The organism is Sneathia sp. DSM 16631, assembly GCF_014892235.1.
Lineage (GTDB): Bacteria > Fusobacteriota > Fusobacteriia > Fusobacteriales > Leptotrichiaceae > Sneathia > Sneathia vaginalis.
In genome coordinates this window covers 154,371-169,978 of sequence record NZ_JADBHL010000001.1, presented here as the reverse complement: position 1 = coordinate 169,978, position 15,608 = coordinate 154,371, and the positions used below count along the sequence as shown (strand labels likewise).

Below are 15,608 nucleotides of genomic sequence, written 5' to 3'. Positions count from 1 at the left end.
TTTTTTAACAGAAAGAAGAGATAATGGAAGATTCAAAAATAATATTAATTAATAAAAGGCATGGCATAACATCTCATAAGGTTATAAAAGAAATACAAGCTAAATATGGATTTAAAAAAATTGGTCATGCAGGAACATTAGATCCTATGGCACAAGGATTAATAGTAGCTATGAGTAATAACGCAACAAAATTATCGGACTTACTTATGAAAAAAGATAAGGTTTATTTTGTTAAGATGAAGTTGGGTAGTGAAACAGATACACTAGATAGTGAGGGTAGTGTAATTAAAAGTATGCCTTATGAAGATGTTACTTTAGATAAAATAAATGAGGCTATGAATAAATTTGTGGGTAAAATAAAGCAAAAACCACCTATGTATTCAGCAATAAAGCATAATGGGCAAAAGCTATACAAATTAGCAAGACAAAATATAGTGGTAGATATAAAAGAACGTGAAATAAATATAAACTATATCAAAAATATAAGGTATAATAATGGTGTAATTGAGTTTGAAGCCAGTGTATCAAGTGGAACATATATAAGATCATTGGTAAGAGATATTGCGTATGAATTAAATACCTGTGCCACAATGATATATTTATTTAGAGAACAAATTGATATTTTTAAAGCACCAATTGGTGATAATGTTGAAATGTATAGCATACATGACTATTTTAAATTAAATAATATAGTGTTATGTGATGAAAAAATAAAGAGTATATTAAATGGTATGACTTTAAACTTAGATAAAAAGTGTGATGATAAGATGCTACACTGCTATGATAAGAATAATAGATACTTAGGAATAGTAGATGTAATTTGTCGTGGGAAAATAAAAAGAAGTAAGTTCTTTTTAACTAGGGAGGATTATGAAAAAGATTAGAAAGGCTGTAATACCTGCAGCAGGAATAGGAAGTAGAGTATTGCCAGCAACTAAAGCACAACCAAAAGAAATGTTACCTATAATTGATAAGCCTGCTATGCAATATTTAGTTGAAGAATTAATTGATTCAGGGATAACAGAAATTTTAATTATCACTGGTAGAAATAAGGAATCTATAGAAAATCATTTTGATTATTCATATGAATTAGAAAGTATATTAAAGGAACAAGGTAAAACAGAACTTTTAAATGTTGTTGAAGAAATTTCAAAATTAGCTAATATATATTATGTTAGACAAAAAGCACCATTAGGATTAGGACATGCAATTTCAAAAGCAGAAAGCTTTGTTGGTGATGAACCGTTTGTTGTACTATTAGGTGATGACATTATGTATACTGAAAATATGCCAGTAACTAAACAACTTGTCAATAAATATTATGAAGTTGGTGGTGGAAATATATTAGGAATACAAAAAGTTGCTCACGATCAAACAAGTAAGTATGGTATTATTGATATTAAAGAACAAATTGATGATAGAACATATTTAGTTAAAGAATTTGTTGAAAAACCTAGTGTTGATAAGGCACCAAGTGACTATGCGGCATTAGGTAGATATGTTTTAAAACCTGAAATATTTAAATATTTAAAGACAATAAAGCCAGGAGCTGATGGAGAAATACAATTAACAGATGCAATATTAGCAATGACAAAGGATAATAATCCATTATACGCATATGATTTTGATGCTCTAAGATATGATACAGGGGATAAATTTGGTATGTTTAAAGCAAATGTAGAATTTGGTTTAAGACACCCTGAATTAAAGGATAGAATAAGAGAATATTTAAAAGGTCTGGTTGATAAATTATGATTAATGTTACAGATAATATTGAAGCTAAAAAGGTAGATACATTACTTTTAAATGAATATAACTATACAGAAGATGTGCTCATACAAAATGCAGCACATTCTCTTTTTAATGAAATAGATAAGACGGTTAATAAGTATATAGTTGCAGTAGGACCTGGTAATAACGGTGCAGATGGGTTAGCGTTAGCTATACTGCTGCATAGTATTAATAAGGATGTAAAGATAATATGCAAGAAAAATATGTCTATATACCATAAAATTGCTTTAAAAATTGGAATACCTAGTATAGAGCATGTACAAAGCTGTGATATTCTAATAGATGCAATATTTGGCTTTGGATTTAGTGGACCAATTCAGGGGTACTATAAGGAATTAATAGATGAAATAAATGAAAAGAAGGAGTATAAGATAGTATCTATTGATTTGAATACAGCACATATTAATTCAGATTATGTATTAATGCTGTCGACATATAAGCAGACGCTACTTAATTCTAGTATACCTAAAAAGGTTTTGAAAATAGGGGTAAATGAAAAGATATATGAGTGTGTAAGTAATAAATATATAGTCGATGAAGAATATATAAGGTCAATAAAAAAAGAGAAAAATGAATTTTGTAATAAGAGTGATTTTGGTAGAGTAAAGATATATGCAAAAAAAGGTGCAGCATTACTTGCAAGTCGTGCAAGTGTAAAATCTGGTTCAGGTTATACTTATCTAATTAGTGATGATGAAACAAGAAAAGCTAATTTATCATTTAATCCAGAATGTATAAATGGTGATACTACAAAATATGATGTAATATGCCTAGGTCCTAATAATGGAGTAGATTTTGATTATGCTTCTATTATATATATGAATCTAAATAAGAAAATGGTTATAGATGCTGATGCACTAACATATATTTCAAATAATTTAAAAATATTAGATAGCTTAACAGAAGACTGTGTATTAACACCACATCCACTAGAGTTTTCACGTATAAGTGGCTATGATTTAAGCGAGATATTAGAAAAACCATTTGAGAAAATGGAAGAGTTTGGTAAGAAGTACAAAGGAACAATTATACTAAAAGGGAAGAATAATATAATCTATGATGGTCATAAGTTCTATATTGTAAACATAGGTAATAGTAAAATGGCAAATGCAGGTATGGGAGATCTATTATCGGGCATGATAGCTTCATATTTAGCACAAGGGTATAAGACAAGAGATGCAGTAATATATGCAACATATCAACAAGCGAAAATTGGAAGGCATTTATCAGAAAAAAAGGATACAATAAATCCAACAGATATATTAAGCCTAATAAATAATAAATAGAAGATTAAAATGTAAACTTTAAAAAGGTTTACATTTTTTTGTTGAAAAGTTGAAAACTTTTTCAGTGTACAGCCACCACGAACACCAATTTTACTTGTTCACAAAAATAAACAAACAAGTTTTCAACAACCCCTGTTGAAAAGTATTAAAAAGTTATTTTTTATTAAGTTAATAAATCGTAAAGACTGCTTTAAATTATATATTAAAGGATAATTGGTTAGTTATAATTTGGTTAAATAACAATATATTAAATAAATAAAAACATTTGCAAAAAATTTTTCGGGAGGGGGGGTATAATAAATATAGAATATTATAAAAAAATGACACCTAAAAATCTAACTAAAGAAGAATGGGAAAAACAAATTGATTTTATTTTTAATGATTATAAAGAAAAAAAATCTAAAATGTTACCTTGTAGTGAAAGGATATGTACACTAGAACTTGGTAGAATATTTTATGGAATTACTATAAATAAAAAGAAATAAAATTATTTTAACACCCTTAGAGGCGTTTTTTATATAAAGAATCCTTATCTTTAATAATATGTAATGAAAAAAGAAAAAGAATTTTGAAAAGTTTGTTAAGAAATAATAAAAAAATAAAAAATAAAGTAAAATTTGACTATTATAAAAATATGTGATAGACTGCATTTGAATAGAGGATAGGAGTTATAGCGCTATCACACCTTTATGGTAGAAAGAGACGTTGGGGGAGCTGTCCCAACCTATTCAAAAAAAGCACCCTTAGGGGTGTCTTTTATTGTATATGCTAATATATAAATGTACAAATATATAAAATAACGGATCTTGAGAGTTTAGAACTTTTTTTAAGAAGATACTATTAATAGTTACATTAGATGATAGAACTTACGAAGATAGAATAATAGCAAGAGATGAAAGCAACAAGAATGTTTATGTATCTAGCGATATGACATATAGACAATACAAAGAGAAGTTTATTAAAAAAGAAGTTGAAATTGATAGAAATAAAAAGTATAATGAAGATACAAAAATTAGTGGTACTTTAAAAATGTAAATGACTCTAAATATATAAAAAGAAGTATACATTCAGTTACAATATTACGAAAGTGTTAGAAAAAGAAATAGATAGAATTTATAAAACAACAATATTACATAAAGAAACAAAACACTTAACAAGAAAAGATGTTGCTAAAGTTTATGAACATATTTTTATAAATAAATACGAATTAAATGGGAAAGTCACTAATTTTATACCTGATTTTTATATGGCAGTATCATGGGAAAGATTAAGCCAAGGCATCCCTAAGTATCATGATTTAATTATGGTACTACACGAAAGGCTAGAATATGAATATATGAATGTTTGTAAAAATGATTATATTACTGCACATAATAAAGCAGAATTAAAATATAATTACGCTAAATTAGTTAAGGAAATAATGAAGAGTGGTGGGAGTTAATGCTTACATATGAAGTTATTGAAGAATATGAAGATTATGCTATAATTGAATATTATATTGAAAATAATAAAAATGCAAAAGGAAAAATTAAATTTAATAAAACAACTGATAATCGATTTGAAAGTGTAGAATTGTTAGAAAAAGCAAAAGAAGATATTTTTGGCGGTTGGAGTAAATTTATGTTAAACTATTACACAGATTTTAAAAAAAATAATAAATTAAGTAAAAAAGGTATAATAGCTTGGTATTAAAAAAATTGACTTTATAAAAAAAAAGAAGTAAAATTATAGTGGTACAAAGATAGAGAATTGTGTTGCTATCACCCTTGCGAAAGCATGAATGGAAATGCGGGTACAAACACAACCGCTGTACCAGATAAATTGCAATTTAAGCATCCTTAGGGGTGCTTTTTGTAAAAAACATCTTGATTCTAAAGGAGTGGAGTTGATAAAATGAAATATAATTATTTTGATATAAACGGAAATATTTATAGAAGAATTGCTAATCAATTGTATAGTTTAGCATATGTCTTTAAAAATAATAAATGGCAAGAAGATGATGATACATATTTCGCAGCACATTTTGAAGATAGGTACGATTTTTTAATTTTAACACAACAAGAAGCTAAAATGAGATTAGGTGAATATTATGAGTAATTATGAATTAGCTTTGAAAATAGCAACTGAAGCACATAAAGGACAAGTAGATAAAGCAGGTGTACCTTACATTAATCACCCTTTAACTGTAGCAAGTCTTGTTGATACAGAAGAAGAAAAGATAGTTGCATTATTACATGATACTATTGAAGATACAAATATTACTGAACAAGATTTATTGAATTATGGATTTTCAAATAAAATAGTCGAAGCAGTAAAATTATTGACACATAATAAAAATGTACCATATATGGATTATGTTGCAAAAATTAAAGATAATGAATTAGCTAGAAAAGTAAAAATAGCAGATCTAACACATAATTCAGATTTAAGTAGATTAAAAGAAATAACTGATAAAGATAAAAAGAGATATAATAAATACCAAAAGGCATTATTATATTTAACTTAATTGCAATTTAAGCATCCTTATGGGTGCTTTTTTATAAAGAAATAAAAAAAATTCTCCCAATTTATTTTGAGAGAATTTAAGTCCGATAATGTATCTTATGTAATTTTATCTATTCTTTTCTTAATGCTTCCATTGGTGATAACTTCGCAGCTTGTTTTGCTGGATATATACCAAATATTAATCCTGTTACTGTAGATACTATAAATGCAGACATAACGATTTTAATTTTCAGTACTGGTAAGATTTTTAATAATAAGCCAATTAATAATGATAAACTAAATCCAAATAATATTCCTATAAGTCCACCTATAATTGTTAATATTATGGTTTCGATTATAAATTGTCCGATAATTTGTTTGTTTTTAGCTCCAATTGCTTTTCTTAAGCCAATTTCTGTAATTCTTTCTTTTACACTAACAAGCATTATATTCATAACACCTATACCACCAACTATTATTGATATCGCAGCTATTGCCATTATAAATAACGAAATTTTTTGCAATATACCTGTAATTTGTTGTGTTTCTTCTTTTAAAGGTTTTATTTTATATAAATCAGTCTTACTAGATTTAGTTTTTAGATATTGTTCAACCTCTTCTTTTGCTTCTTTTATATCCTTTTCGCTCTTTGCATTTACAAGTATTTCCTTATATTTCGTATATTTTTGTCCACTAATTAATTCAGCAGTTTTTTTAGTTAGTGTTGCACGAACTGTTCTATCTCCAAATGATCTTGAAATATCTTCTCCAATTTCCTTTGTTAGTCCGATAATAGTAAATGTTATTTTTTCTGTATCATAGAATTTAAGTGTAATTTCTTTACCTAAAGGATTTGGACCTAATAAGCTAACAGCACTTGCTTTGTTAATTAAAATAACATTTGCACCTGTTTTCATTTCTTCATTTGTAAAATATCTTCCTTCAAGTATATTTGGTTTCATAACTTCATATGAATTTTTTGAAACTACAGAGGGGTATGTATAAGTATTTGTCTTTTCTTCGACTACCATAGTATCAAGATTTATCATTGGTGCTGCTTTTTTTACTAAAGATAGTGTAGAAATATTTTCAATATCTTCATCAGTAATATATTCTTTTTCAGATATTTTTGATTGATCACCACTATACTTTTCATTTATTGTTACATCAAGTACTGAATTTAGAGCTGTATTAGCATCAGCAAGCATCTTTTTTTCAAATCCTGCACCAAGAGATGATATTAATACTACTGAACCTATACCTATGATAATACCAAGCATTGTTAAAAATGATCTTAATTTAAAATTTAATAAATTTTCTATAGATAATTTTATTATTTCCAGTATATTCATTTACACACCTCTTCTTTCTAATACAGGTGTATCACTCTTTATTACTCCATCTTTTAAACGCACGATTCTTTTTGTGTGTTCTGCAACGTCTTCTTCGTGTGTTACCATAATTATTGTAACTCCACTATCATTTAATTTTTTAAATATTTCTAGTATTTCTTCTGTTGATTTACTATCAAGATTTCCAGTTGGTTCGTCTGCAAGTATAATTTTGGGGCTATTTATAAGGGATCTTGCTATTGCAACTCTTTGTTTTTGCCCACCAGACATTTCATTAGGTTTATGATTTATTCTATCAGCTAATCCAACCAATTTAAGTAGTTCTATTGCTTTTTCTCTACGTACTTCTTTTTTTGTACCTAGATACATAGCAGGAAGTTCAACATTTTCAAGTGCTGTAAGTTTAGGTAGTAAATTATATGCTTGAAAAACAAATCCAATTTTTTCACATCTAACACTAGATAATTGATCTTCAGTTAAATCCTTTATATTTGTATTGTCTAAAATATATTCACCACTAGTTAATAGGTCAAGACAACCCAATATATTTAATAGAGTTGACTTACCACTACCAGATGGTCCCATAATAGATACAAATTCACCCTCATTTATACAAAGATTAACACCTTTTAATACTTCAACAGATAATTTACCAGTTATATATGTTTTGGTTACGTTATTAACTGATATTATCATTTTATCTTATCTCCTTGTTTGTATATTTTTGAAGAATTATTAATTAGTTTATCATGTACAGATAATCCACTTTTAACTACATAGTTTATTGTATTGTTTTTACCTAATTTAACTTCTCTTCTTTCTACTATATTTTTATTATTTAAAATATATACATATGTCTTATCATTTTCAAATTCTATGTATTGTAATGGGATAATAATATTATTATTTAGAGTTAGATAATTAATTTTTGCATCAACTATATCACCAGGTTTTAATGTAGAATAATTATCTAGGCTAACTTCAACACTTGTGATGGCATCATTTGAAGTTTCACTCTTAGTTGATATTTTAGCTATATTTTTTACAACACCATGTAGAACTTCATCATCATTTAAAGAGTCAGAAGTTATATCAACAGTTTGTCCTACTTTTAAATTTTTAGCCATATAGTTTGGAACATCTAAAGTTATTTTTAAATTTTCTGTATCTGCAATTTTATACAAAGGCTTTGTTGGGTCTATTTTATAGTTATCATCTGCATTAGCTTCTACTATTACACCAGATATAGGGGAACGTAATACACGTTCTTGTGTTTTATATCCACTACTTGCAATCTTTGAATCAATTACTGCAGATTGTAAGGCTTGTCTTGCATCATTTAGTTGTTCTTTTGATATACCACCAACACTATATATTTTTTTAGCAGCTTCATAGTTTTGTCTTAAATTAGGTAAAACTGAATTTGCTTTCGCTATATTTAGTGCTTGAGTGTTACTAGTATCTTTTTTGAAGTTTAATAAGACATCACCCTTATTAACAGTATCATTTAATCTAGCTACAACATTTTCTACTTCAGACATATTTGTTGAGAAAACAGAAATAACTTTTTGTGACTCTACTTTACCTGTAACATTATATGAGAAATTCATATTTGATTTATTTACTTCATAAATTTCAGGACGTGGTAATTTATTCCCTATAAGTACTTTTTTTGCACCCAATGCTATTAGAATTATAGCAATGCATGAAATAGCTATTACAGTCTTTTTTCTTTTTATCTTAAATTTCATATTATGTTACATCCCCTTCTTTAAGAAGAATAAGGCTATATTATTCTTATTTTTTAATAATTCTATTCTAGCATCATTCTCTTTTATTTTTGAATCTGTTAAATCTTTATAGCTTATATTACCCACGCTATACTTAACCTTATTTATCTTATATATTTTTTCTTGTAGACTTAATTTTTGTTCTAATACTCTGTTGTAACGCATAAGAGCATTATATTTTTTTAGTATATCATTGCTAGTTAAAACTTTAGCCTTTTTTACATATCCCATTTTAGCTTCAGTAATATCACTACCATCTACTTTGAATGACTTATTAACTTTAAATCCTATACCGAAGTTTTTAGATTCGAAGTTATAGGATGAGTATAGGTTCATATCTGGTAAAAGCTTATGAATTCTATATTGTTTAGCTAATTCTTCTTGTATGTGATGTTTTTCATTTTGTTCACTGACATACTTTTCAATTTTTTCATTATCCACTTCTTTTATATCAAAGTCTTCTATATTTTCAATTGATTCATTATATCCATACTCATGCAATTGATCTAATAAGTCATTTGCTTCATCCTTAGTACTTTCAATCTTTTCTTGGAAAGTTAATAAGTCTACTAATAAAGACTCGTAATCTATTTTTGAAATTTTACCTACGCTGTATTCAGTTTTAAATATTTTTCTATCACTATTAAGTTTATTTATCATTTCACTTAAAGATTCAAGTTCGTGTTTTTTAATTATTAGATTTGAATAAATATCTAAAATATTGTTGTATTCTTCTAGAACTTTTTCCTTATTTTCATAATATTCATTAATTGATAGATATTTTTTGCTTAAAAAGAAGTCTTTTAAATTTTTGGAAATTCCTATTGTATTTGAAAGACCTTGATTATGATCTTGATTATATCCCAAACTATATGATAATACTCCAAATGTTACTGTATTTTTAAATAAAACTTTGTTATTAGTATCAAAGTCAATATTAAATTCTTCATTTACATCATTAAAGTCATATAATTTTGCACCTAAACGTTTTTGTTTTTCATATTTTGTAAAGTTAGGTGGTGTTGGTATATTAGCTAGAGCAATATACGGAATAAGAGTAAGTGAAAAAACTATAAACCTAGTTTTCATAAAGCCTCCTTAATTGAAAATCTTATTCTTTTTAGTGATTAGATCATATCCCCAAAGTATAAAGTAAATTAGAGAAAATACTATTAATTTAAGAAATATATTGTGTAGATATGAAGAAACCTTCACACATATTAGAGAAAAAATTAGTGCTTTTCCAGTAAAAATTAGATATTTTTTTAGTGAAAAATCTATATATTGAATTTTTACAGAGACAAATAATATTAAAAAATTTATCATTGCTGAGCAAGTTGTTGCTAAAGTAATACCCACATGTGCATAATTCTTGTATAGCATATAGTCTAAGAATATATTTATTGCAATAGAAATAAATGAAGCTATAACAGGAATTTTTCTGTTTTTATGAACATAATGTGCTCTTGTTAAAAGGTGGTTTGTTGAGAAAAATAGTAAACCTAGAGAATAGCACTTAAGTATTTCTGAGGTCATTAGTATACTATTTTTATTAAATTTACCATAACCAAATATTAGTTTAATAATATCATTAGAGAAAAAGAATAATGCTACTAATGAAGGAATTATTAAAAATACAAGCATATTAAGTCCTTTTGTGAAAATACTTTTTTCTAAGTCTGTATTTTCTTTGACAACTGCTAGAGATAAACTTGGGAATATTACAACAGATAATGATATTGCAAATACTCCAACTGGTAATAGGTATAGTCTACTAGCATAATTTATTGCACTTATTGTACCAACTTTTAAATAGGCAGCAAAGTTAGTATCAACTAACTCATTTATTTGATAACCAAATATTCCAATTAATGTAGGGAACATTAGTCTAAAGAACTCTTTAACGTAAGGGTCTTTAATATTTATCGTAAACTTATATGTCTTTATTATTTTAATAAAGCTTGGAACTTGTATTAAAAATTGAAATACACCAGATAGTAAGAAGCTTATTGCAAGTCCTACTATTCCTATTGTTTTGTATGATAAAAGTGTTCCAGTAATTATTGTGATGTTAAATACTAATGCTGTTGATGTAGAAACAATAAATTTTTTATGATTATTTAAAAATGAAGCAATTACTCCTGATAAAGCAATGAATATTAAGTAACCTGCCATAATTTTAAGTAATATATTAGCAGTTTGCATTCTTTGTGTATCTGTAAAACCAATTAAGTATTTAAGTATAAACTTCGAGAAAATTATTGTTATTATTGATGTTGTTAATGTAAAATTGAATACTAAATTCATTATTGAATAAACAAAATCATTAGCACTTTTTACACCAAGTTTTTCTTTTTTTTCTGTATATAGTGGTATGAAAACCGTACCAAGTGACCCCTCACCTAGTAAAGTTGTAAAAAAATTAGATATTTTTGCACTTGCAAAATATGCATCTGTTAGTCCTGTACTACCGTAAAAATATGCTACAAGTATTTCTCTTATTAGACCGAGTATTCTACTTAACATATTTATACCCATAACTATGAATCCTGATTTAAACATTAATAATCCCTTCTTATTGAAAAACTATTTTCTTCTATTATTATATCCAATAAGTTTTCTTTGTACAGTTCTAATATTGCTGTAAATAGGACAACTATACATTTTTTGGAAAACTTACCGTTAAGTAGATCTATAAAATTAGTTTTTGTGTTTATTGGTACTTTATTTATTATACTTATAGCATCTTCTTTTGTAAAATCTTCTTCTGTATCTATTTTGATACTATTCTTATTACCAACCAACTTTAAAACTATATTATTTAAGCAATCTTGTAAGTTTTTACTAGATAATATGGTATTATCATGTTCTATTATATACGAATCATAATCCATATCACCTTGTTTAGAAAAAGTTCTAAAGTATCTATCTTCATTGTTAGAAAATATTTCAGAAAATTCTTTAAATATTTTGTACTCCTTTAATCTACTTTCAAGTCTTACCTTATTTTCATTAAGTGTATCTTTTCTTAGAATAGAAAAAGCCTTAATTTCAATAAGTATAGAAGCCATTTGCAAGAATTCTACTTTAACTTTTAGATTATTTTTCTCATAGGTATTAATAATATCTAAATACTCGTCTATAACTTCGCTTATACTAATATTTTGTATATCCATCTTTTTTTCTTCAATTAAGTGTAATAAAAGATCTAATGGACCTTCAAAATTTTCAATTTTGATTGTAATCATCAGCAATAGACCTCCACATTTTTTTATCACTACTTATTTGTTCTTTTAATTGTTCTAAACTATCAAATTTTTTTTCATGTCTTAGCATTTTTAGTATAGAAATAGTTATACTCTTACCGTATATGTCCTCATTAAAATCTAAAATATTAGCTTCTGCTGTTATGGTATCAGTAGTATTAACAGTAGGATTTTTCCCTATATTCATTATTGCAGTATATACTTTTTCGTCACCATCTATAGTTAGTTTAACTCCATAAACACCTAGGGGTATAGAGACCTTAAGTGCATTAGGACGTATATTAGCAGTGGGAAAACCTATAGTTCTACCTAATTTTTTACCATGTATTACTACACCTGAAATTTTATATGCTTTACCTAATAGCTTATTTGCAAGTTCTATATTACCTTGTTCTAAAAAACTTCGTATTACACTACTGGATGTGATAATATCATCAACTTTTATCTCATCTACTATTGTAGTATCTATTAATTTTGATAAGGTATGAATATTTCCTGACTTATTTACACCAAATGTGTAGTTATATCCACAAAATACCTTTTTTGCTTTTAGTGTGTGCATTAAAATTTCCGTTACAAATTCACTTGGTGTGTAGTTCTTTACATTGTAAAAATCATCAACAAAAATTTTATCAACTCCTAATTTTTTGATTTCATTAATTTTTTCTGTTACTGTCATTATATATTTTTTATTATTAGGTAAGGTAGAAAATGTGTATACAACAGTTTCATAACCATTTTTTTTAGCAAAATCAATTGCTTTTTTTATCAATCTTTGATGGCCCATATGAACTCCATCAAAATTACCTAAAATTGCTACTCTATCCATAAATTACCCCTTTTTTTAGGTTTATTATATCATAAAATAGATAAAATAGCTATTACACTTATATAGTAACATATAAAAGTGGATTAGTCAACACGTACTTGAGTTTTTTAATTTTAAAGTTATAATCTTAGTGGAGGTTGGTATGGAACTTAAACATGAACATAATTTAGATCACTGTCCTTGTTGTTCTACTGGAGATTATTCAGAATTATTCTCTAAAAAGAAAAGTGAAAAAAGAACAAATTTACGGATGGGTATCTTATACTTTATATTTATTTGTTTATCAGCAATTAATACATATATGACTGCTACAGCAATAGTTATATCTTGTATTATAATCGCATATTTTGGTATAAAAAAAGATAAGGATCATTTTATTAGAAGCCTATTTTTAATAGTATTTTGCATATTAGGTTATGTTATAAAAAAAGCTGGATAGTAAATCCAGTTTTTTTATATATTCTCTTCCTTAATTCTGTATTATCTACATAAATAAATGGTAGATAAGTTACTATCATTGATGTCATAAATAGTAATGTGTATAGTACTGCATATAAATTCAATGGCTTTATAAAATTAACTGCAGATATTACATAGTCATTTAAGAACATAAAGTTAGTACCAAAGTGATTATTATATACTCTTGCAATAAATGAAAGTATTAAATAAAGCACTAAAGATACATAAAGTCCTTTTTTTGTAACTTTTGCGTTTAATAATATAAATGCATAAGTAACTGCTAATATTTCTAATATATGTGTTCCAATAAATACATAGATGTAGAATCTATACATATATGGATTAGTATTAGGTAATATTACAGCTAATATAGCTCCTGTAAAATAGAAATAAACTATATTAAAAATTAAGTTATTATTCGTTAATAGGTATATACCAGCTAGAATTAAGCTGATATTGCAAAGGTTTAAAGGCATAGTGCTATACCAAGGTTCACGCTCAAAAACTATTCTAAAATATATGTCAAATACCTTAGCAAATAACATAAATATTCCTAAAAGTTTTGTGTATATTCCTTTTTCAAGCCCTTTTTTTAAAAGAGGTATAAGTATTATTATAAATGAGATAAATATCCATGTAAGTAATGCATGAATATGTAAAGGTTCAAAATATCTAAAACTATGCATTAATCATAAGGTAGAATATTTAAATCTACCATCCTATGCTCTAATTTATCACAGAATTCATCATATTCATCATCATCAATTTTTGTTATGTAAATAAATACCTCATTATCTATATTAAATTTTTTTATTGTCCTAACAAGTAATTCATAAAAGTATCCAGTTATTGAGTAGTCAGGACCTATATACTTATATTCTCCAAAATGGTTTGTTACCTCGTTGTAAATAAATTCTAATGCTTCCCTATTAAAGTTAGTTTCGTACATATTTACCCCTCTTTCAAGGTATTATATCATTAATTACAATTTTTTGTAAACCATAAAAATAAGCATATAATAACTCAAGACTAGGTTTTGTTGGTAAAAAAATGTTGAATAATATTAAAAATATTAAAATAGTAAATAAAGGTATAAATATAGTGTTTATTATAAATGACAGTAAATAGACTTTCTTAAAGAAAAGGTAGTTTAAAGGTAATAATATGACTTGCATACAAAGATTTTTAACTAATATATTCTTTATAGGTATATAAATAATACAAAATGTACAAGCATATGTAAGTATAAAGCTATACTCTGCAATTTGATATGGGTTATATATCACATTAGCTAACAAGGATATTAAAAAGGCTCTTCTATTATCAATACTTTCATATAGAATTTTTGATATTATAAGTAAAAGTATCATTATATACGCTCTTGTAATTGAAGGTGTAAAACCAACAACTAATGAATAAACAGTTAGAAAAATAAGTGAAATAAACTCTCTTATTCTAAAATTACAATATCTAAATATTGATAGTATAAAAGAATATATTATAGACATATGTAAACCAGATATGGCTATAAGGTGCATAAGCCCTATTGCTTTAAATCTTGACTTTAGTTTGGTGTCTAAATAATACTTCTCATTTAGTAATATTGCTTTTGAGAAATAGTACAAGTCATTATTGAAGATTTTTCTTAATCTTCTATCTAGGCTTTTTCGCAAAAAATTAAAATAGCTTTCTCTTGTACCTATTAATTCATCATTTTCAAAATAGAGGGTATATGAACCACTACCCTCTAAATTATATAAATTGTAATCATGCTCTTTTTTCATTAGCAATTTACCATTAATTTTTTTTACAATCACATTATCACCATCTACATATACTGATTTTGTATGAACTTCTTCGTTATTATACGTATACAAATATAGGTAAATTGGATATATGAATATAAAAAGAAAAATAACAAAGCTTTTAGCCTTCATGATTTAGTACCGCAAGATTTAAACCATTAGTTGTATTGTATGTTATAGTATCGTAAATCTTCTTACTTTTTTTATCCTTAATGATTATTGTAAAACCTTTATCCAAGTTATTTTTCTTAGTCATTGTACGAGTAAAATTATTACTACTGTTTTTACATTCATATAAGAATACATCATCAAGTTTTAAGGTGTTGTTAATATAATCGATTTGACTATTATCTAAGTTAAACCGTATATTATACTCCTTATCATCTACTAAAGACTTTTTTTGTGTATAGTTAACAGCATTAATTATCTTTGTTTTAACATTGTGACTTCTTGCCCTATTAATATTGTATGTATAATTGCTAACAATAAGGTAACTAGTTGCAACAAACAAAAAGGCTGCTAAACTAAGTTCAATTAATTTCATAT

20 protein-coding genes are annotated in these 15,608 nt (G+C 26.1%); 9 read left to right on the top strand and 11 right to left on the bottom strand.

Annotated elements, in window-relative coordinates; all coding sequences use genetic code 11:
• The first annotated feature begins 23 nt into the window (after positions 1–23).
• From truB to IMK15_RS00775, 8 genes are all read left to right on the top strand, one after another.
• Entirely contained in the window at positions 24–884 is an 861-nt protein-coding gene (truB, locus tag IMK15_RS00810; RefSeq protein ID WP_052727681.1) for a tRNA pseudouridine(55) synthase TruB, read from the top strand.
• The gene (gene galU / locus IMK15_RS00805) at positions 871–1,755 is read left to right on the top strand and encodes a UTP--glucose-1-phosphate uridylyltransferase GalU (protein WP_192941536.1); all 885 of its coding nucleotides are present in this window, start codon (positions 871–873) and stop codon (positions 1,753–1,755) included. The genes truB and galU overlap by 14 nt, the downstream gene beginning before the upstream one ends.
• Positions 1,752–3,077 (top strand): bifunctional ADP-dependent NAD(P)H-hydrate dehydratase/NAD(P)H-hydrate epimerase, encoded by a 1,326-nt coding sequence (locus IMK15_RS00800; protein WP_192941535.1) that lies wholly within the window; start codon positions 1,752–1,754, stop codon positions 3,075–3,077. The genes galU and IMK15_RS00800 overlap by 4 nt, the downstream gene beginning before the upstream one ends.
• 320 nt (positions 3,078–3,397) lie before the next feature.
• Entirely contained in the window at positions 3,398–3,562 is a 165-nt protein-coding gene (locus IMK15_RS00795) for a hypothetical protein (protein ID WP_192941534.1), read from the top strand.
• Positions 3,563–4,164: 602 nt separating this feature from the next.
• The gene (locus IMK15_RS00790) at positions 4,165–4,518 is read left to right on the top strand and encodes a hypothetical protein (protein WP_192941533.1); all 354 of its coding nucleotides are present in this window, start codon (positions 4,165–4,167) and stop codon (positions 4,516–4,518) included.
• Entirely contained in the window at positions 4,518–4,769 is a 252-nt protein-coding gene (locus tag IMK15_RS00785) for a hypothetical protein (RefSeq protein ID WP_192941532.1), read from the top strand. The genes IMK15_RS00790 and IMK15_RS00785 overlap by 1 nt, the downstream gene beginning before the upstream one ends.
• Before the next feature lie 201 nt (positions 4,770–4,970).
• The gene (locus IMK15_RS00780) at positions 4,971–5,174 is read left to right on the top strand and encodes a hypothetical protein (protein WP_192941531.1); all 204 of its coding nucleotides are present in this window, start codon (positions 4,971–4,973) and stop codon (positions 5,172–5,174) included.
• On the top strand, positions 5,167–5,583 hold the full coding sequence (locus IMK15_RS00775) for an HD domain-containing protein (RefSeq protein WP_192941530.1): 417 nt from the start codon (positions 5,167–5,169) through the stop codon (positions 5,581–5,583). The genes IMK15_RS00780 and IMK15_RS00775 overlap by 8 nt, the downstream gene beginning before the upstream one ends.
• A 109-nt stretch (positions 5,584–5,692) precedes the next feature.
• Here the strand turns inward: IMK15_RS00775 and IMK15_RS00770 are convergent, their stop codons facing one another.
• The 7 genes from IMK15_RS00770 to IMK15_RS00740 are packed head-to-tail and all read right to left on the bottom strand — an operon-like array spanning position 5,693 to position 12,798.
• Positions 5,693–6,913 carry an ABC transporter permease gene (locus tag IMK15_RS00770; protein ID WP_192941529.1) on the bottom strand — a complete coding sequence of 407 codons (1,221 nt, stop codon included), beginning with the start codon at positions 6,911–6,913 and terminating at the stop codon, positions 5,693–5,695.
• Entirely contained in the window at positions 6,914–7,609 is a 696-nt protein-coding gene (locus tag IMK15_RS00765; RefSeq protein ID WP_226869145.1) for an ABC transporter ATP-binding protein, read from the bottom strand. It abuts the gene before it with no gap.
• Positions 7,606–8,664: an efflux RND transporter periplasmic adaptor subunit gene (locus IMK15_RS00760; RefSeq protein ID WP_192941528.1), complete on the bottom strand. Its 1,059-nt coding sequence runs from the start codon at positions 8,662–8,664 to the stop codon at positions 7,606–7,608. The genes IMK15_RS00765 and IMK15_RS00760 overlap by 4 nt, the downstream gene beginning before the upstream one ends.
• A 6-nt stretch (positions 8,665–8,670) precedes the next feature.
• Complete coding sequence (locus tag IMK15_RS00755) at positions 8,671–9,792, bottom strand: hypothetical protein (protein ID WP_192941527.1); 1,122 nt, start codon at positions 9,790–9,792, stop codon at positions 8,671–8,673.
• 9 nt (positions 9,793–9,801) lie between these two features.
• Entirely contained in the window at positions 9,802–11,265 is a 1,464-nt protein-coding gene (gene murJ, locus IMK15_RS00750) for a murein biosynthesis integral membrane protein MurJ (RefSeq protein ID WP_046328670.1), read from the bottom strand.
• Positions 11,265–11,951, bottom strand: a complete 687-nt coding sequence (locus IMK15_RS00745; RefSeq protein WP_192941526.1) for a segregation and condensation protein A — start codon at positions 11,949–11,951, stop codon at positions 11,265–11,267. The genes murJ and IMK15_RS00745 overlap by 1 nt, the downstream gene beginning before the upstream one ends.
• Entirely contained in the window at positions 11,932–12,798 is an 867-nt protein-coding gene (locus tag IMK15_RS00740; protein WP_192941525.1) for a bifunctional riboflavin kinase/FAD synthetase, read from the bottom strand. Before IMK15_RS00740 ends, IMK15_RS00745 begins: the two co-directional genes overlap by 20 nt.
• A gap of 142 nt (positions 12,799–12,940) precedes the next feature.
• Here IMK15_RS00740 and IMK15_RS00735 point away from each other — a divergent pair, with 142 nt between their 5' ends.
• Positions 12,941–13,237 carry a hypothetical protein gene (locus IMK15_RS00735; RefSeq protein WP_192941524.1) on the top strand — a complete coding sequence of 99 codons (297 nt, stop codon included), beginning with the start codon at positions 12,941–12,943 and terminating at the stop codon, positions 13,235–13,237.
• Here IMK15_RS00735 and IMK15_RS00730 read toward each other — a convergent pair.
• The 4 genes from IMK15_RS00730 to IMK15_RS00715 are packed head-to-tail and all read right to left on the bottom strand — an operon-like array spanning position 13,218 to position 15,606.
• Complete coding sequence (locus IMK15_RS00730; protein WP_192941523.1) at positions 13,218–13,943, bottom strand: TIGR02206 family membrane protein; 726 nt, start codon at positions 13,941–13,943, stop codon at positions 13,218–13,220. The genes IMK15_RS00735 and IMK15_RS00730 overlap by 20 nt on opposite strands.
• Positions 13,943–14,206 (bottom strand): hypothetical protein, encoded by a 264-nt coding sequence (locus tag IMK15_RS00725; protein ID WP_046328675.1) that lies wholly within the window; start codon positions 14,204–14,206, stop codon positions 13,943–13,945. The genes IMK15_RS00730 and IMK15_RS00725 overlap by 1 nt, the downstream gene beginning before the upstream one ends.
• Positions 14,207–14,219: 13 nt before the next feature.
• The gene (locus IMK15_RS00720) at positions 14,220–15,134 is read right to left on the bottom strand and encodes a ComEC/Rec2 family competence protein (RefSeq protein ID WP_192941522.1); all 915 of its coding nucleotides are present in this window, start codon (positions 15,132–15,134) and stop codon (positions 14,220–14,222) included.
• Positions 15,135–15,183: 49 nt separating this feature from the next.
• Positions 15,184–15,606, bottom strand: a complete 423-nt coding sequence (locus IMK15_RS00715; RefSeq protein ID WP_046328677.1) for a hypothetical protein — start codon at positions 15,604–15,606, stop codon at positions 15,184–15,186.
• Between the last annotated feature and the right edge of the window lie 2 nt (positions 15,607–15,608).